This is a genomic window from Kitasatospora sp. NPDC032121 (assembly GCF_055580145.1).
In genome coordinates this window covers 196,682-213,648 of sequence record NZ_JBVILX010000012.1, presented here as the reverse complement: position 1 = coordinate 213,648, position 16,967 = coordinate 196,682, and the positions used below count along the sequence as shown (strand labels likewise).

The window sequence follows — 16,967 nt, the reverse complement described above, 5'->3', positions numbered from 1 at the left end:
GCCGCCCCGAGGAGCGTCCGCATGTCCGCCGACCCCATCCCGTCCGACCGAAGCGCCGACCAGCCGCACGGCGCTCCCGGCCGGCCGCACGGCTCTCCCGACCTGCCGCACGGCATTCCCGACCTGCTCACCGCGACCGCCGCCCGCTGTCCGGAGCACCCCGTCCTGCGGCTCGGCGAGGAGGTGCTGGGCTACGCCGAGCTGGACGCGCGCAGCGCCCGGGCCGCGCACTGGCTGACCGCGCTCGGCGTCGCGCCCGGCGACCGGGTCGCCGTACTGCTGCCCAACGTCCCGGAGTTCGCGGTGCTGTACTACGGCATCCTGCGCGCCGGGGCGGTGGTCGTCCCGATGAACCCGCTGCTGAAGGCCAGGGAGATCGAGCACTGCCTCGCCGACGCCGAGGCCGCCCTGCTGCTCGCCTGGCACGAGGGCGCCGAGCAGGCGGTCGAGGGCGCGCGGCGCACCCGCACCCGGTTGGTCCCCGTCGAGCCGGCCGACCTCGCCGCGGCGCTCGCGCGGCAGCCGGCCGGCCCGCCGCGGAACGGGGGACGCGGGGGAGAGGACACCGCGGTCATCCTCTACACCTCCGGCACCACCGGCGCCCCCAAGGGCGCCGAACTGACCCACCGCAACATCGTGGCCAACATCCGGGCGGGCGTCCAGGTCCTGGGCCTGGTCGAGGGGGACGTGATCTTCGGCGGGCTGCCGCTGTTCCACTCCTTCGGCCAGGTGCTCGGCCTCAACTGCGCGGTGTCCGTCGGCGCCTGCCTGACCCTGGTGCCGCGCTTCGACCCGCTGGGCGCGCTCTCGGTGATCCAGCGCGACCGGGTGAGCGTCTTCCTCGGCGTCCCGACCATGTACACCCTGATGCTGGCCCACCCGCAGCGCGCCGGGCACGACGTCTCCTCCCTGCGGGTGTGCCTGGGCGGTGGCGCGTCGATGCCGCCGGAGGTGCTGCGCGGCTTCGAGACCGCATTCGACTGCGTGGTGCTGGAGGGCTACGGGCTGTCCGAGTCCTCGCCGCTGGCCTGCGCCAACCGCAGCGACCGGGAGCGGATCGCGGGCACCGTCGGCATCCCGATCGAGGGGGTGCGGATGCGGATCGTCGACGAGTCCGGCAAGGAGGTGCCGGACGGTACGGTCGGCGAGGTGGTGATCAGCGGCCACAACGTGATGAAGGGCTACTGGCGCCGACCGGAGACCACCGCGCGGACCGTCCGGGACGGCTGGCTGCACACCGGGGACCTCGGCACCCGCGACGAGCGCGGCGACTTCCGGATCGTCGACCGCCGCAAGGACGTCATCATCCGCGGCGGCTTCAACGTCTACCCGAGGGAGGTGGAGGACGTGCTGTACGAGCACCCGGCGGTCGCCGAGGCCACGGTGGTCGGCGTCCCCCACCCCACCCACGGCCAGGAGGTGGCCGCCGCCGTGGTCCTGCGCGAGGGCGCGTCGGCGACCCCGGAGGAGATCCGCGGCTTCGTCCGGGAGCGGGTGGCCCCGTACAAGTACCCGCGGCTGGTCTGGACGGTGGACGCCCTGCCCAAGGGGCCGACCGGGAAGATCCTCAAGCGCGAGGTCGTCGTGCCCGAGGGGGAGGCGGGCCGGCTCGGGAACTGAGCGGGCCCGGGGAGTCGGGCGGCCCGGGCGGGCCGCCCGGGGCGGTCACACCACCCGGCGCATCCAGCCGTGGACGTCCTCGGCACGCCCGTACTGGATGTCCAGCACGTGCTCGCGGATCGCGAGGGTCTGCTTGCCCGGCGAGCCGCTGCCGATGGTGAACTCGTAGCCCTCGCCCTTGAATCCGACGATCGGGGTGACCACCGCGGCCGTCCCGGCGGCGAACACCTCGGTGACCGTGCCGTCGGCGGCACCGGACCGCAGCTCGGAGAGGGTGATCGAGCGTTCGACCGGCGTCAGCCCGAACTCGCCCGCCAGGGACAGGATCGAGTCCCTGGTCACCCCGTCGAGGATGTTGCCGAGCGCGGGGGTGACCAGCTCGCCGTCGGAGGTGACCAGGCACAGGTTCATCGTGCCGGACTCCTCCAGGTCGCCCTCGCCGCCGGTGTCGTCCAGGAACAGCACCTGGTCGCAGCCGTGCTTCCGGGACTCCAACTGGGCGGCCAGGCTGGAGGCGTAGTTGCCGCCGCACTTGGCGGCGCCGGTGCCGCCCCGGCCGGCGCGGGTGTAGTTGCTGCTGACCCAGAGCGTGATGCCGGTGACACCGCCGGCGAAGTACGGGCCGGCCGGGCTGGCGATGACCGAGTAGGCGATCTGCTCGGCGGGCCGGACACCGAGGAAGGCCTCGGAGGCGAACATGAACGGCCGCAGGTAGAGGCTCTTCTCGTCGGCGGAGTCCGGCACCCACGCCTCGTCGGCGCGGACCAACTCCTCGACGCTGGTGAGGAAGTCCTCCTCCGACAGCACCGGCAGGGCGAGCCGCTCGGCGGAGCGGGCGAAGCGGCGGGCGTTGAACTCCGGGCGGAACAGCCAGACGCTGCCGTCGGCGTGGCGGTACGCCTTCAGTCCCTCGAAGATCTCCTGGGCGTAGTGCAGCACGGCGGCGCTCGGGTGCAGCGAGTACGGCACCAGGGCGGAGACCCTGCGGTCGTGCCAGCCGTCGGCGGGCGTCCAGGTGGCCGAGGCCATGTGGTCGGTGAAGAACTTCCCGAACCCCGGTGCGGCGAGGATGGTGCGTCGCTCCTCCTCGGGGACGGGATCGTGCCTCCGGACCAGAGGGAATGCGCGACTCATCGTCAACTCCTCAACACCGCTGTGGAATCTGTGCGAACCGGCGCCAACCTCCGGCGCCATACCCGTCATGCTAACGGTCGTCAGCCGGACGTGATACGGCACGACCCGGCCGTACCCCGAGCCGTCGGCCCCCTCGGTGCCGACGGCTCGGGGTGTTCGCGCTACGCGTCGCCGCCGTGGAGGTGGGCGACGAGGCCGTCGAGGCTGGTGCGCAGGGCCTCGGTGTCGGCCTGGTCGAACCAGGTCGTGCGGACGCGCTCGTTGCTCCCGCCCGGGGTCCCGTGCATGCTTTCACGCCCGCCGTGACCTGCTTCGCAGTGGTGTGACTGCCACGGAGCCGGACGGCACGCCGCCGCCGACCGGGGAGGGGAGCGGACGAGCCCGGTGGGCCCCCGTCAGTGCTGCTGGGCGGGCGGGGTGGTGGCCGGCGGGGCCGTGGTGGCCCCGGTGCTGGTGGGGTTGGGCCTGGGCGCCGGGTCGGGGATGTCGGCCATCGGCAGGGACTGCTTGGGCGTGCCCTTGAGCGCCTGGTCCATGGCGTCCCGCCAGATCGGTCCGGGGCCGTCGGCGCCGAACACCTCGGTGTGGTGCTTCCCGTTGATGGTGATGTCGCGCATCTCGACGCCGCCGTCGGGGCCGCCGAGCCAGACGGCGGTGGCGAGCTGCGGGGTGTAGCCGTTGAACCAGGCGGCCTTCTTGTGGTCCGAGGTGCCGGTCTTTCCGGCGATCTGCCGGTTGTCCTCCAGGTTGAGCGCCGCGCCGGTGCCGTTGTTCTCGGTCACGCCGTTCAGGACGGTGTTCAGCGCCCGGGCCGTCGACTCGGAGAACGCCTGCTCGCAGTGGCCGGCCGGGACGGGGACGTCCTTGCCGTCCACCGTGGTGATCTTGTTGATGGCGATCGGGGTGCAGTGGGTGCCCTGGGCGGCGAAGGTCGCGTAGACGTTGGCCATGGTGAGCGGGCTCATCTCCTCGACGCCCAGGGCCATCGCGGGGACCTCCTCCAGGGGCTTGCCGCTGGCCCGGGTGGTGATGCCGAGCTTGTTGGCCATCTGCTTGACCGCGCAGAGGCCGATCTCCTGCTCCATCTGCACGAAGTAGGTGTTGACCGAGAGGGCCATCGCCTCCTTCAGCTGGTAGGGGCCCTTCTCGTTCGCGGACTCGTTGGGCACCACCGTCCTGGGCCGGGCCTCGTTCTTCCAGGTCCCCTCGCAGGTCTTCATCGTCGGGTACTCGAGCCTGTTCGGGGACGAGTACTCCTGGGTCGCCGGCAGGCCCGCCTCCAGCGCCGCGGCCGCGACGACCGGCTTGAAGGTGGAGCCGGGCTGGAAGCCGTTGCCGCCGCCCATGGCCGAGTCGACGTTCAGGTTGACGACGGTCTGGTTCTTCTCCTTCAGCAGACCGTACGGGCGGGTCTGGGCCATGGCGAGGATCTTGCCGGTGCCCGGCTCGACCATGGAGACGGCGGCGGAGACGCTGTCGGTGACCCGCACGTTGGAGGTCGCCGCGTTCTGGGCGGCGGCCTGCTTGTCCGGGTCCAGCGTGGTGTGGATGTTCAGGCCGCCGGTGTTCCACACCTTCTTGCGCTCGTCGGCGCTCTTGCCGAAGGCCGGGTCCTGCTTGACGACGTGGCGGACGTAGTCGCAGAAGAAGCCCATCCCGGCCTGGGCGGTGATGCAGCCGTTCTGCGGGGCCTGGTAGTTGAGGCCCAGCGGGGCGGCCTTGGCCTCCTTCGCCTGGTCGGCGGTGATGTGCCTGTTCTCCACCATCTTGTCGATGACGGTGTCGCGGCGGTTCTGCGCGGCCTGCGGGTGCAGCTTGGGGTCGTACTGGGACGGGTTCTGCACCAGCCCGGCGAGCATCGCCGCCTCGGCGACGGTCAGGTCCTTGTTGCTCTTGCCGAAGTAGCGTCGGGAGGCGGCCTCCACCCCGTAGGCGCCGTTCCCGTAGTACGTGATGTTGAGGTAGTTGGTGAGGATCTGGTCCTTCGGCAGGTCCTCCTCCAGCTTGATGGCGACCTTGAGCTCCTGGATCTTGCGGCCCAGGGTCTTGCGCTGGGCCTCCAGGACCGCGTCGCGGTCGTCGCCGGCCTGCTCCACGTTGACGTTCTTCACGTACTGCTGGGTCAGGGTGGAGGCGCCCTGCGCGGTGGTGCCGCTCTCCGCGTTCTTGCTGATCGCGCGGAGCACGCCCTTGAGGTCGACGGCGCCGTGCTCGTAGAAGCGGGCGTCCTCGATGTCCACCTGGGCCTGTCGCATGAACGGCGACATCTGGTCGGCGGTGATGACGGTGCGGTCGCGCTCGTAGACCTTGGCGATCAGGCCGCCCTTGGCGTCGAAGATCTGGGTCGCCTGGGTCAGCGGCGGCGTCTTGAAGTCGTCGGGAACCTCTTCGAATCCCTCCGCCGTGTCCTTGGCGGCCAACCCGATGCCGCCGGCGGCGGGCAGGACGATGCCCGCCAGCAGCACACCGGACACGACGCTCACGCCGATGAAGGTCGCACCGAGACGGGCCAGCCGAAGCGGAGTGGGGCGGGACGGGCGGAGATCCGCGGCATCTGCGGCATTCGCGGCATCCGTGTCATCGGAGGAATTCCATATGGGCGGGAGGTTCGATTCCATTCCGGAATGCTAGCCCGCCGAACCCGCTGGTCGAACGGATTTTCCTGTCGGATCGTCACGGCTGTGCAACAGATGTGGAGTTCGATCACGACAGGTCAAGTCGCATGCGAACTGTAGAGATATGGGGAAATCGACGGTCCGAACACGTCGGAATTACTTCGGGTGCGGCCCCCGCCCCCGCCCTCGGTCCTGACATCACTTGGATGCGGTGACCCGGGTGAAAGGTTGCGTCCGTTCCGGCGCCGCCTCCGACGTCGCCGGCCGCCGGTCCGTTCGCGCGGTCCGCCGCGTCATCGACCAGGGCCGAGAGGGGTAGACCGTACGGGTGAACACCTTCGGAAGGATCAAGGCCAAGAACGCCATCGAGGTCCGTACCGCGGCCCTCCCGCCCTGTCGGCGCTGCGGAATCCCGGCCCTTCTGACCGCCCGCTACCCGCACTCCTGGCCGAATCAGGCGGGGAAGCAGGTGACCGGCTTCAAGGAGACCGCCCTCTGCTCCGCCTGCGACGAGGGCGACCCGGCGGCGACCGGACTCCTCGCCCTCCTCGGCGGCCCGGTCGCCGGCCGGATCGCCGACCTCAGGGCGCTCGTCCAGCAGTGGGTGAGCGCCATCCGCCACCGCACACCCGACCTGGCGGACCTGGAGGACGAGGCCGCCCGGTTCAGGTCCGGGGAGCTCTGAAACCGAATGCGGCCGAGCGGAAACCCGAACAGCGGTGCGGATTCACCCACATGCGCAGCGTGATGTGCTGCCCGGGCGACGCTGTGGGCAGGGTGGTTCCAGCCCCCCACCTCCTCCGAAAGGGTAGGAATCATGGGCATATCGCTGTCCCGCCGTTCGATCTCCTCCGCCGTCACGGTGGCTTTCGCGACCTGCGCGGTCGCCGTCACCGTGTCGCCCGCCCTGGCCGCCGAAGCCGGCGGCAGGCCGGGCGGCGGTGGGGGAAGGCCGACGGTGGTCCTGGTGCACGGTGCGTTCGCGGACGCCTCCGGCTGGAACGACGTCGCCGCCCGCCTCCTGGACGACGGGTTCGACGTCGTCGCCCCGCCCAACGAACTGCGCGGCCTGAGCAATGACGCAGCCGACGTGGCGAGTCTGCTCAAGAGCATCAGCGGCCCGATCGTCCTGGCGGGCCACTCCTACGGCGGCGCCGTCATCAGCCAGGCCGCGGCCGGGAACCCGAACGTCAAGGGTCTGGTCTACGTGGCGGCGCTCGCGCCCGACGTGGGCGAGTCCCCGGCGGACCTCCAGATGAAGTTCACCGCCGGCGACTTCGCCGCCGCGCTCAGACCCGTCCCCTTCACCGAGCGTGGCGGCAGCGGGACCGACTTCTACGTCCGGGGCGACAAGTTCCGGGACCTTCTCGCCGCCGACCTGCCCGAGTCCCGGACCAGGCTGATGGCCGCCGAGCAGCGCCCGGTCGCCGAGTCCGGGCTCGGGGAGAAGGCCACCGCCGCCGCGTGGCGCGACATCCCGTCCTGGTTCGTCGTGTCGAAGCAGGACCGGGCCATCTCCCCCGACCTCGAACGGTTCGAGGCCAAGCGCGCCAACGCGCACACCGTCGAGATCGACTCCTCGCACATGTCGATGATGTCCCACCCCGACGTGGTCGTCCGGCAGATCCGCGAAGCCGCGGGTGCCGCCGGCGACGGCGCTGGAAGCGGGGGTGGTGGTGGTGGCAGTGGCAGTGGCAGTGGCAGTGGCGGCGCGGCCGCGGCGGCCGAGCTCGCGGCGACCGGCTCGCGCAGCCAGGCCATCGCCGCAGTCGGCGCCGTCGGTGCCGTCGCGCTGGTGTCCGGCTCGGCGCTCACCCGCTTCGTCCGTCGGCGCGAAGCCCGCTGAACCCGCTGTACCCGCTCAACCCGCTCAACCCGCTGAACTCGCTGAGCGACCGGCCCGGTCGGGTGGCCGGCGGTCCCGGGGCCTCTGCCCCCGGGCCGCCCGCCCCCGGCCGGGCCGTCTCGCGTGCGCCGGCGGCGTCCCTCACGGCGTCGACGGCACGGCGGCGAAGCCACGCAGGACGGCCCGGACCGCGGCGGGCTGCTCCTCCTGGGCGAAGTGCCCGGCGCCGGTGACCACCGCGGTGGTGAGGTCGCGGACGCCCGCGGCCCGCAAGCCCCGGGCGGCGTAGGCCTCGATGTCGCCGCCCTCGCGGTCGCCGCGGACGTACAGCAGCGGTGTGCCGACGGGGTCGGCGGCGGACCCGGCGTTGTCCCGGGCGCCCTGGGGGAAGGCGCGGTACAGGTCGAACCCCGCGGTGAGCGCGGCGGGGCTCGGTGGCCGACGGCCCGAACGGCGCCGGCCCGGGTACCGGCCGGTCAGCCGTGCGGGACGAGCGCGACCGGGCACCGCACGTGGTGGATCGCGGCGTGCGCGACCGGGCCGAGGTGGGAGCCGACCAGGGTGCGGCGCAGGCGCCGGCCGATGACGAGCAGCCGGGCCTCGGCCGCCGCGTCCACCAGGGCGACGGAGCGGCTGCCCTGGATCAGGTCCGCGGTCACCGACACCTCCGGACGGCGCTCGCGCCACGGGTCCAGCTGCTCGGCGAAGCGGGTCCGCTCGACGGACGAGAGCTCGCCCTTCAGCCCGCCCACGGCCTGCAGCGCCATGTACTCGCTCGCGACCGGCGGCGACCAGACGTGCACCACCCGCAGCGGCGCCCGGCGCCGGGCGGCCGCGTCGAAGGCGAACGCCAGCACATCGTCCATCGGATGCGCCAGGTCGAGGCCCACCAGCACCGGGCCGTCGGACTCGACCGCCTCGGCCCGGACCAGCGCCACCGGGCAACTCGCCCGCCGCAGCACCTCCTGGCTCACCGAGCCGACCAGGAAACCCCGCACGGCGCCCAGCCCGCGCGAGCCCAGGACGAGCAGCGAGGCCGAGTTCCCGGCCGCCTCCAGCGCCTCGGCCGGGTCCGTCGCGACGACCGCCGAGGTGACCGGTCCGTCCCCGGCCAGCGAGCGCAACTCCTCCGCCCGGAGCTCCAGTCGGCCCAGCGCGTGCCGGTAGGTCTCCTCACTGCCGACCACGTCCCGGTGCGGCCACGGCCAGGCCTCCAGGAGGTCGAGCGGGCAGGCGCGGCGCCGCGCCTCGTGGGCGGCCCACTCGGTGGCGGCGAGGCTCTCGGGCGAGCCGTCGAATCCGACGACGACGGGTGCGGTCATGGTCTGCTCCTCATCCGCGCAGCGCGTCCAGGGCGGCGGTCAGCCGCTGCGCCGCCTCGTCCGCGACCTCGCCCAGCCCGCCCCCCGGCCCGGCCAGGGTGACCATCGTCTGCGGGTCGACGGCCTCCACCACGGTGGAGTCGCCGTCCGCCCGGACCACCACGTTGCAGGGCAGCAGCAGCCCGATGCGGCGGTCGGCCTCGAGCGCGCGGTGGGCGAGGGCGGGGTTGCAGGCGCCGAGGATCAGGTAGTCCTCGATCTCCGCGCCGATCTTCTCGCGCAGCGTAGCCCGGACGTCGATGGTGGTCAGGACGCCGAAGCCCTGCTCCCTGAGCGCGGCGGTGACCGCCTCCACCGCCTGCGCGAACGGCCGGTCGAGCCGTACGCCGAGACCGTAGTCCATGGTTCCTCCACAAGAGTCCGGGCGGCCCCAGTATCGACGGGCGCCGGGCCCGCCGCCTCCCGGAGCGGACCGCGGAGCGGTGTCGGTGCTGCCGCCTACGCTCGGGCCGTACTGCTTTCGGGAGGGTGTGGTGAAGGTGCGCAGGCCGGTGGACGGCGAGGTCCGGGTCCACTACGGACAGATCTACGTGGAGAGCGATCCCGACGACCCGGGGCCCGACCTGGCGAGGGCGTTCGCCGGCCAGCGCGCGGGGCTCTGCGGCGCGGCCGTCCCGGGGGCGCTCCGGCTGACCACCGGGCTGCACACCGGTGCCGTCGGCTTCACGGTCGAGGTGCACGAGCAGGCCCCGCCGCTGGACGAGGACTGGGAGGACGTGGTCGAGGTCTCCTTCCGTCCGGCCACGGAGTCCAGCCTGCTGGTGGAGTGGGGCGGCGGCGAAGCCCGGGAGCTCGGACTGGCGCGGTGCGACCACCGGGTGCGCTACTGCGCCTCGGGCCTCGACGAGGGGCACCGGCTGGACACCCGGACGTCCGACGAACCGGGGGCGGAGCGCTACCTGCTCCAGTTCTGGCCGGCCCCGCCCGAGCCGGACCGCGTCCTGCGGCAGACCTCGCGGAAGGCGGCGTACTGGCACGACTACGCCCGGAAGCTGCCGCCGCCCCCCACGCCGGAGGAGCGCGCCGCGGAGGAACTGCGGGCCCGTCTCGCGCGGGAGCGCGTGGCACGGGAGAACGCGGCCGCCGCCGAGCTGTGGGAGTGGGGCGGCCGCCGGCCGAGCGAGGCCCTGCGCGGCGTGGTCGGCAACGTCCGGGGCCTGCTGGACTTCGACGCGCCCCTGCTGCACGCCCTGGACGACGCCGGCCCCCGGGCCCAGCGCACGGTGGCGCGGTTCGCCGCCCGCCGGGCCTGCGCGGCGGCCGGCCTCGCCGGGCTCGACTGGGTCGCCGCCGCACTGACGGCCCTGGACGAGGACCGACCGCTGCCGCCGCCCTTCGACGACCCGGCCGCGCTCTGGCTGGCCCTGGCCGCCGACCCGCGCGTCCCGGCCCGGACGGTCCGCCGGGCCGTCCCGCCCGAGCGCGAGCCCTTCCATCCGCCGCACGTGGACCCCGACGCCCCGTCGCCGGTGTTCGCGTCGCTGTCCGGTTCCCAGCCGGTGTTCTCCACCGTGACGGTGACGGACCGGCCGGAGCCCCAGGGACCGCCCGTCGTGGGGGCGGAGCCGGTCGTCACCGGCACCGCCCGCCTCGTCCGCGGCCCGCTCGATCCCGACCTGCCGGTGTCGCAGCCGCACATGGCGCTGCCCGCCGTCCTCGGCGCGGCCGAGCCGGACCCGCTGCGGGCCGCGATCGACGCGGTGTTCGCGGCGGTCGTCACGTACGGCGAGGACCACCGGACGCTGCTGGCCGAGGTCAGGGCGGTGCTGGCGGAGCAGCCCTGACGCCACCACTCGCCGTGGTGGGGTGCCGGGGTGGTACCGCGGTACTACGGGCGCGCCGATGATCGGACCCCGGTACCACGGATCGGAGCCGACTCCGCACGTAGCGTGGTGCGCGAGGGCAGCCGGAAGGGCAGGCCCCGGAGCACAGGGGTGAGCGATGATCGAGGCGCACCGGCTGACGAAGCGGTACGGGGAGAAGACGGCCGTGGACCAGCTGGACTTCACGGTCCGGCCGGGGACGGTGACGGGCTTCCTCGGGCCGAACGGCGCGGGCAAGTCCACCACGATGCGGATGATCGTCGGGCTGGACGCGCCCACCAGCGGTTCGGTGCGGGTGAACGGCCGCCATTACGCCGAGCACGCGGCACCGCTCCAGGAGGTCGGGGCGCTGCTGGAGGCCAAGTCGATCCACCCGGGCCGCTCCGCCTTCAACCACCTGATGGCCCAGGCCCACACCCACGGCATCCCGCGCCGCCGGGTCGAGGAGGTCATCGAGCTGACGGGCCTCTCCTCGGTGGCCCGCAAGCGCGCCGGGGCGTTCTCGCTCGGCATGGGCCAGCGGCTCGGGATCGCCTCGGCCCTGCTGGGGGATCCGGCCACGGTGATGCTGGACGAACCGGTCAACGGCCTCGACCCCGAGGGCGTGCTGTGGATCCGCAACCTGCTCACCTCGCTCGCCGCCGAGGGCCGCACCGTCTTCGTGTCCTCGCACCTGATGAGCGAGATGGCCCTGGTCGCGGACCACCTGATCGTCGTCGGCCGGGGCCGGCTGCTGGCCGACACGACGGTGCAGGACCTGGTCCGCCAGGCCGGCGGCGATGTGGTCAAGGTCGTCAGCGCCGACCCGGCCCGGCTGCGCGCCGCACTGGCCGGCGCCGGCGTGGAGGTCACCGGCCGGGCGGGCTCGGAGGAACTGCTGGTCACCGGCCGTACGGCCCGCGAGATCGGCCTGGCCGCCGCCGAGCAGGGCATCGCCCTGTTCGAACTCACCCCCCGGACGGTCTCCCTGGAGGAGGCGTTCATGGACCTGACCCGCGACGCCGTCGAGTACCACGGCACGGTCACCACCGCCGACGGCACCGCCGCCGCCGAGACTTCGAGGAGTGCGGCATGAGCACCATCGCACCTAGCCCGGTCCCCGCCCCCGGCGGCGTGCGGCCCGCCCGTCCCGCGTACCGGGTGACGCCCCTGCGGGTGCTGCGTTCCGAGTGGGCGAAGCTGTGGTCGCTGCGCTCCACCTGGATCACCCTCGGGCTGGCACTGCTCTTCCTGGTCGCCTTCGGCCTGATCGCCGCCTACCAGTTCAAGTCGCGGATGACCTCCGGCCGCCCGATGGACCGGGACTTCGCGGGCGCGAGCGCGCTGAGCCTGTCCCTGTTCGGCACCAACTTCGCCCAGCTGGCACTCGGCGTCCTCGGTGTGCTGGTCGCCGCCGGGGAGTACTCCACCGGCATGATCCGCTCGACGCTGGCCGCCGTGCCGCGCCGCCTCCCGGTGCTCTGGTCCAAGGCCGCCGTGTACGGGCTGATCGCGCTGGTGCTCGGCACCGTCGGGGTGTTCGCGGTGTTCGGCGCCGACAGCGGGGTGCTCTCCGGCACCCGCGTGGCGATGACCTTCTCCGACGCCGGGGTGGTCCGCGGCCTGCTGGGGGCCGGGCTCTACCTCGCTCTGGTCGGCGTGATCGGCGTCGCGCTCGGCGCCCTGCTGCGCTCGGTGGCCGGCGGCATCGCGGTGCTGGTGGCCACGCTGATGCTGATCCCCGGGCTCACCTCGCTGCTGCCCAGTTCCTGGCAGAGCCACCTCAGCCCCTACCTGCCCAGCCACGCGGGCGAGGCGATGTTCGCCCTGCACCACGACTCGACCACGCTCTCGCCGACGGCGGGGCTGGCCGTCTTCCTCGGCTGGACGGTCCTCGCCCTCGGGGCGGCGGCCGTGCGGCTGGTACGCACCGACGCCTGAGAGACTCGGAGGGAGTCCAGCCACCGCGGCGCCGGGAGCCACCGGCGCCGCGGACACGACCACGACAGCCCGGCCGACCAGGGAGGTGCCACCGGTGAGCGACCCCGCCACCACCACGACGAGCCCGTTCGCGGCAGCGGGCACCCCGGCCGCGGGCACCTCGTCCGCCGATCCGCGGACCGCCGACACCCCTGCCGTCGACCCCCTGTCCGGGTACCCGCTGTACGCCCGCCTGGCCCGGATCGGCCAGCGGCTGCGGCAGGCGGACCGCGACCACCCGTGGGCACTCGACGCCGCGGTGGTGGCCGCCGTCTTCCTGCTGTTCTGCCTGCCCGACCTCTTCCCCGGCCACGTCGAGGGCGGCCCGCGTGAGCACCGGATCGTGCTCGCCCGGCTGCCGCTGCCGCAGACCCTCGCCCTCCAGGCCGGTCTGGTGCTGCCGCTGCTGTGGCGCCGGCGCCGGCCCACGGCGGCCTTCGCCGCGATCATGGCCGTCTTCGTCCTGCAGTGGTCGCTGGACGTCGGGCTGCGCGCCGACGCGGCCCTGCTGGTCGCCCTCTACAGCCTGGCGCTGCACGGCCGGCTGCGGCACCTGGCGTGGTCCTGCGCTGCCATGGCGGTGGCCGTCTCGCTGGTCGCGGTGGCCGTCTCCGGCGGCGGGCTGCCGGTCGGCGACGCCCTGTTCTTCCTGTTCAGCGCCGCCACGGCGGCCGTGGCCCTGGGCATCGCGGTGCGGGTCCGGCGCGCCCAGCTCGCCGGGCTGCGGGAGCGGGCCGCCCGGCTGGAGATAGAGCGCGACCAGCGCAGCCGGCTGGCCGCCGCCACCGAACGCGCCCGGATGGCCCGGGAGATGCACGACATCATCGGCCACAACCTGTCCGTCATCGTCACCCTGGCCGACGGCGGCGCGTACGCGGCGCAGGCCACCCCCGAACGCGGCCGGGAGGCCCTGCTGCTGATCGGGGACACCAGCCGGCAGGCGCTCGGCGAACTGCGGCGGATGCTCGGCGTGCTGCGCGACCAGGGAGACCAGACCGCCGAGTACACCCCGCAGCCCGGCATCGCCGACCTCGACGGGCTCTGCGCCCGCATCCGCGCCGCCGGACCGCAGGTGGTCTACACGGCCGCCGGCGCCCTGGGCAGGCTGGACCGCGGCGTCCAGCTGATGGCGTACCGCATCGTGCAGGAGGCGCTCACCAACACCCTCAAGCACGCGGGGGCCGAGACCCGCGCCCATGTGACCCTCACCGTCGACGCCGAGCGCCTGCGGGTCCGCGTCGAGGACACCGGCCCGCCCGGCGGCTCCCGCTGGCACGGGCGCACCCACGGGTACGGCCACGGCCTGGCCGGGATGCGCGAACGCGCGGCCCTGTACGGCGGCACCGTCACGGCCGGCCCCACCTCCGGCGCGGGATGGGCCGTAGAGGCGGTCCTGGACCTCACCCCCGGGCCGGACGCCACCACCGCCGCCCCGGACGCCACCGCCGCCGCCCCGGACGCCACCACCGCCGCCCCGGACGCCACCGCCGCCGCCCCGGACGCCGCCCCCATGCCGAACCCCAGCGCCGGCCCGAACACCAGCGCCGGCCCGAGCCTCAGCGCCGGCCCGGACCTCACCGCCGGCCCTCAGCCCACCTACGACCCGACAGGCGGCCCGACGTGACCACCGTCCTCATCGTGGACGACCAGCCCTTGCAGCGCTACGGCTTCCGCATGCTGCTGGAGAGCCAGCCCGACACCGAGGTGGTCGGCGAGGCGGCCCACGGCGGCGAGGCCGTCCGGCTGGCCGCCGACCTGCGCCCCGACGTCGTCCTGATGGACATCCGGATGCCCGGCATGGACGGCATCGAGGCCACCCGCCGCATCGTCGCCACCGGAGGGCGCTCCCGCATCCTGGTGCTGACCACCTTCGACCTCGACGAGTACGCGCACGCCGCGCTGCGCGCCGGTGCCAGTGGCTTCCTGCTCAAGGACGCCCGGCCGGAGGAGCTGCTGTCCGGCATCCGCGCGGTCTCCGAGGGCGACGCCGTGGTCGCCCCGGCCGTCACCCGGCGCCTGCTCGACGCCTACGCCCACCGCCTGCCGGTCCGCCCGCCCGGCGCCGCACCGGCCGCGGATCCGCGGCTGGACGCCCTGACCGACCGCGAACGGGAGATCCTGGTCGCCATCGCCCACGGCTGGTCCAACAGCGAGATCGCCCAGCGCCTGGTCCTGGCGGAGTCGACGGTCAAGACGCACGTCAGCCGGGTGCTGTCGAAGATCGGCGCGCGGGACCGCGTCCAGGCCGTGATCTTCGCCTACGACCGCGGGCTGACCCGCCCCAACCCGCCGGTCTGACCACCCCGGCGGGCCCGCCCCTTCCCCTCCGGGCCCGCCGTGAAGTCCGGCGGGGCCGCTGCCTCATGCGCCCGGGACAGCAGGTGGCGCAGACTTCAGGGGTCCGGAGGTGCCCGGCGAGGGAAAGGGCGGACATGGCTGCGGAGAGCACGCGAAGAGCCCGATGGCGGCCACGGTCCGGCTCGGCCGAGCGACAGCTCGCCGCGGCCGGGCTGTGCGCGCTCGTCTGCCTGGTGGCGGGCGGCCTGTGGGCCGGGTACGTGGTGAGCCACCTCGGCACCCCCGGGGTCTCGGTGCCCGCCCACGATCTGGCGGTCCTCGGCTACGGCCTCGCCGCCGTGGCCGGCGGGGTGCTGCTGCACGCCCACCGGCCGGGGAACCAACTCGGCTGGGTCCTGCTGGTGTACGGAATGGCGTCGATCATTCCGGTCGCCGCCGAGGCCCCGATCTGGGTCGAGGGGGGCGACCCGCACGTGGTCGGGGCGGTGGTGGTCCTGTCCTCGCTGTGCGACACCGTCAACGGCACCCTGTGGCACGCGCTGCCGCTGTGGCTGCCGTACGGGACCCTCCCGAGCAGCCGGTGGTGGTGGGCGATCGGCGCCCTCGCGCTGTGGCGGCTGCCCCCGGCCGGCTACTACGTCGCCGAGCCCACCGTGTTCGGCCAACCCAACCCGTTCGCGGGCAGCGATCTGGCGAACTGGGTGCAGGCCTTCAACGACCGGATGATCGACACCCAGGTCGCCGTGTACGCCGCGCTGACCGTCCTGGTGGTGCTCGTCCCGCTCGCCCGCATCCGCGGCGTGTCCCGGCGCCGCCGGCAGAACGTCCTGATCGCCCTCGGGACGTACCTGCTGTGGGGCGGAGCCGAACTCGCCTACTACTTCGACCAGGGCACGCTCTCGTACGTCGCGTTCGCCGTCACCTCGGCGCTGTGGACCCTCACCCTGGCCGCCGTCGTGGTCAGGGACGGCTCCTGGCACCTGGACCGGGCCGCCCGGCGGGTGCTGGTCGGCCTGGTGGTGGCCGCCGGGCTGGCCGTGGTCTTCGTGGTGGTGGCCTGTCTGCTCTCCACCATGCTGATGCCCGGCCGCGGCCCCGGGGCGCTGGTGGTGGTCGCCGCGGTCTTCCTGCTCGCGGTCGGCCTGCCCCGGGGCGTGCGCTGGGCCTCCGGCGTCGTCGACCGCTGGTACTACGGCTCGCGCGCGCAGCCGTACCAGGTGCTGCGCAGCCTCGCCGGGAGGGTCAGCCAGACCGTCGACCCGCAGGAGGTGCCGGCCGTTCTGTGCTGCACGGTCAGCGAGGAACTGCGGCTGCCCGGCGTGGAGTTGACCGTTTCCACGCGGAGCGGCGAACGGTCGCTGGCCGCCGTCGGGGAACTCTCGGGCAGCGGCGAGGGCTTCCCGCTGGTGCACCGCGGGGACCGCATCGGACGGCTCACCGTCGCCCCGCGCGAGGGCCAGCGGGTCCTCGACGGCAGCGACCGCGACATCCTGCGCTCGCTCGCCGACCAGGCCGCGCCCGCCGTCGCCTCGCTCCAGCTGATGGCGGACCTGCGGGCCAGCCGCGAGCGGATCGTCGCGGCCCGCGAGGAGGAGCGCCGCCAGCTGCGCCGGGACATCCACGACGGCCTCGGCCCGATGCTGGCCGGGTTGCGGCTCCGTCTCCAGGCGGCCGCCGCGGTCGACGACCCGGCGCTCTTCTCCTCCGTGCTGGACCGCGTCGCGGACGACCTCGCCTCGGCGGTCCGGGAGGTCCGGCGGATCACGGACCGCCTCGGCCCCACCGCGCTGGGCGACTACGGCCTCTCCCTGGCACTGAGCCGGCTCGCCGAGACCTTCAGCGGCCCGGACCTCGCCGTCGCCACCCGACTGGAGCCCGCCCCGCTGCCCGCGCTGCCCGCCGCCGTCGAGGTCGCGGTCTACCGGATCACCGCGGAGGCGCTCAACAACGTGCTGCGCCATGCCCGGGCGACCAGCGCCACGGTGTCCGTCCGGGTGGACGCCGGGCGGCTGGAACTCGACATCGAGGACGACGGGCAGGGACCGGGCCACGGTCTCCCGGAGCACCCGGGGGTCGGGCTCCGGTCGATGTCCGAGCGGGCTGCGGAGATCGGCGGCAGCTGCACCGTGGACGCCCTGCGGCACGGCACCCGGGTGCACGCGGTGCTCCCGCGCCGGCCCGCGAGCGGATGAGGACGGGGCCGTCCGCGCGCGGGGCAGGCCCTCCCGCGCACCGAAGGGCCCCGGCGCCGACGCCGGCGGCCGGGAGCGAGACGGTGTTCCGGGAGGGA

General features: G+C 74.1%; 15 protein-coding genes. 9 read left to right on the top strand and 6 right to left on the bottom strand.

Annotated elements, in window-relative coordinates; all coding sequences use genetic code 11:
• Window positions 1-21 precede the first annotated feature (21 nt).
• Window positions 22-1,620, top strand: coding sequence for a long-chain-fatty-acid--CoA ligase (locus ACZ5OX_RS26840; protein ID WP_465633627.1), 1,599 nt, complete (start codon window positions 22-24; stop codon window positions 1,618-1,620).
• 45 nt (window positions 1,621-1,665) lie between these two features.
• Here ACZ5OX_RS26840 and ACZ5OX_RS26835 read toward each other — a convergent pair whose 3' ends face one another.
• From ACZ5OX_RS26835 to ACZ5OX_RS26825, 3 genes are all read right to left on the bottom strand, one after another.
• On the bottom strand, window positions 1,666-2,754 hold the full coding sequence (locus tag ACZ5OX_RS26835; protein WP_465633625.1) for a branched-chain amino acid aminotransferase: 1,089 nt from the start codon (window positions 2,752-2,754) through the stop codon (window positions 1,666-1,668).
• A 161-nt stretch (window positions 2,755-2,915) separates the two neighbouring features.
• The gene (locus ACZ5OX_RS26830; protein WP_465633624.1) at window positions 2,916-3,041 is read right to left on the bottom strand and encodes a hypothetical protein; all 126 of its coding nucleotides are present in this window, start codon (window positions 3,039-3,041) and stop codon (window positions 2,916-2,918) included.
• Window positions 3,042-3,149: 108 nt separating this feature from the next.
• Window positions 3,150-5,237 carry a transglycosylase domain-containing protein gene (locus ACZ5OX_RS26825; protein WP_465633623.1) on the bottom strand — a complete coding sequence of 696 codons (2,088 nt, stop codon included), beginning with the start codon at window positions 5,235-5,237 and terminating at the stop codon, window positions 3,150-3,152.
• Between the two features lie 460 nt (window positions 5,238-5,697).
• Between ACZ5OX_RS26825 and ACZ5OX_RS26820 the strand changes: the two genes are divergently transcribed.
• Window positions 5,698-6,054, top strand: a complete 357-nt coding sequence (locus ACZ5OX_RS26820; protein WP_465633622.1) for a DUF6300 family protein — start codon at window positions 5,698-5,700, stop codon at window positions 6,052-6,054.
• A 132-nt stretch (window positions 6,055-6,186) separates the two neighbouring features.
• Window positions 6,187-7,215, top strand: coding sequence for an alpha/beta fold hydrolase (locus ACZ5OX_RS26815; RefSeq protein WP_465633620.1), 1,029 nt, complete (start codon window positions 6,187-6,189; stop codon window positions 7,213-7,215).
• A gap of 141 nt (window positions 7,216-7,356) precedes the next feature.
• Here the strand turns inward: ACZ5OX_RS26815 and ACZ5OX_RS26810 are convergent, their stop codons facing one another.
• Genes ACZ5OX_RS26810 through ACZ5OX_RS26800 form a run of 3 tightly spaced genes read right to left on the bottom strand, consistent with a single transcriptional unit; the run spans window position 7,357 to window position 8,940 of the window.
• Window positions 7,357-7,722, bottom strand: a complete 366-nt coding sequence (locus ACZ5OX_RS26810; protein ID WP_465633619.1) for an alpha/beta fold hydrolase — start codon at window positions 7,720-7,722, stop codon at window positions 7,357-7,359.
• Complete coding sequence (locus ACZ5OX_RS26805) at window positions 7,692-8,537, bottom strand: universal stress protein (protein ID WP_465633618.1); 846 nt, start codon at window positions 8,535-8,537, stop codon at window positions 7,692-7,694. Before ACZ5OX_RS26805 ends, ACZ5OX_RS26810 begins: the two co-directional genes overlap by 31 nt.
• Window positions 8,538-8,547: 10 nt before the next feature.
• Window positions 8,548-8,940 (bottom strand): DUF302 domain-containing protein, encoded by a 393-nt coding sequence (locus tag ACZ5OX_RS26800; RefSeq protein ID WP_465633616.1) that lies wholly within the window; start codon window positions 8,938-8,940, stop codon window positions 8,548-8,550.
• Window positions 8,941-9,070: 130 nt separating this feature from the next.
• On the opposite strand from ACZ5OX_RS26800, the gene ACZ5OX_RS26795 reads away from it, so the two are divergent.
• The 6 genes from ACZ5OX_RS26795 to ACZ5OX_RS26770 all read left to right on the top strand — a co-directional run bounded on the left by ACZ5OX_RS26795 (window position 9,071) and on the right by ACZ5OX_RS26770 (window position 16,869).
• A complete protein-coding gene (locus tag ACZ5OX_RS26795; RefSeq protein ID WP_465633614.1) occupies window positions 9,071-10,381 on the top strand; it encodes a hypothetical protein in 1,311 nt (436 codons plus the stop codon).
• Window positions 10,382-10,538: 157 nt separating this feature from the next.
• A complete protein-coding gene (locus ACZ5OX_RS26790) occupies window positions 10,539-11,495 on the top strand; it encodes an ABC transporter ATP-binding protein (RefSeq protein WP_465633613.1) in 957 nt (318 codons plus the stop codon).
• Window positions 11,492-12,340 carry an ABC transporter permease gene (locus ACZ5OX_RS26785; protein ID WP_465633612.1) on the top strand — a complete coding sequence of 283 codons (849 nt, stop codon included), beginning with the start codon at window positions 11,492-11,494 and terminating at the stop codon, window positions 12,338-12,340. The genes ACZ5OX_RS26790 and ACZ5OX_RS26785 overlap by 4 nt, the downstream gene beginning before the upstream one ends.
• Before the next feature lie 94 nt (window positions 12,341-12,434).
• Complete coding sequence (locus tag ACZ5OX_RS26780) at window positions 12,435-14,003, top strand: sensor histidine kinase (protein ID WP_465633611.1); 1,569 nt, start codon at window positions 12,435-12,437, stop codon at window positions 14,001-14,003.
• Window positions 14,000-14,677 carry a response regulator gene (locus tag ACZ5OX_RS26775; RefSeq protein WP_392877156.1) on the top strand — a complete coding sequence of 226 codons (678 nt, stop codon included), beginning with the start codon at window positions 14,000-14,002 and terminating at the stop codon, window positions 14,675-14,677. Before ACZ5OX_RS26780 ends, ACZ5OX_RS26775 begins: the two co-directional genes overlap by 4 nt.
• A gap of 134 nt (window positions 14,678-14,811) precedes the next feature.
• Window positions 14,812-16,869, top strand: coding sequence for a GAF domain-containing sensor histidine kinase (locus ACZ5OX_RS26770; RefSeq protein WP_465633609.1), 2,058 nt, complete (start codon window positions 14,812-14,814; stop codon window positions 16,867-16,869).
• The last annotated feature ends 98 nt before the right edge of the window (window positions 16,870-16,967 follow it).

Excerpts from the sequence above, each read along its gene's own strand:
- ACZ5OX_RS26840 (WP_465633627.1), top strand. The coding sequence starts at position 22 with ATGTCCGCCGACCCCATCCCGTCCGACCGAAGCGCCGACCAGCCGCAC.
- ACZ5OX_RS26835 (WP_465633625.1), bottom strand. The coding sequence starts at position 2,754 with ATGAGTCGCGCATTCCCTCTGGTCCGGAGGCACGATCCCGTCCCCGAG.
- ACZ5OX_RS26830 (WP_465633624.1), bottom strand. The coding sequence starts at position 3,041 with ATGCACGGGACCCCGGGCGGGAGCAACGAGCGCGTCCGCACGACCTGG.
- ACZ5OX_RS26815 (WP_465633620.1), top strand. The coding sequence starts at position 6,187 with ATGGGCATATCGCTGTCCCGCCGTTCGATCTCCTCCGCCGTCACGGTG.
- ACZ5OX_RS26805 (WP_465633618.1), bottom strand. The coding sequence starts at position 8,537 with ATGACCGCACCCGTCGTCGTCGGATTCGACGGCTCGCCCGAGAGCCTC.
- ACZ5OX_RS26800 (WP_465633616.1), bottom strand. The coding sequence starts at position 8,940 with ATGGACTACGGTCTCGGCGTACGGCTCGACCGGCCGTTCGCGCAGGCG.
- ACZ5OX_RS26790 (WP_465633613.1), top strand. The coding sequence starts at position 10,539 with ATGATCGAGGCGCACCGGCTGACGAAGCGGTACGGGGAGAAGACGGCC.
- ACZ5OX_RS26785 (WP_465633612.1), top strand. The coding sequence starts at position 11,492 with ATGAGCACCATCGCACCTAGCCCGGTCCCCGCCCCCGGCGGCGTGCGG.
- ACZ5OX_RS26770 (WP_465633609.1), top strand. The coding sequence starts at position 14,812 with ATGGCTGCGGAGAGCACGCGAAGAGCCCGATGGCGGCCACGGTCCGGC.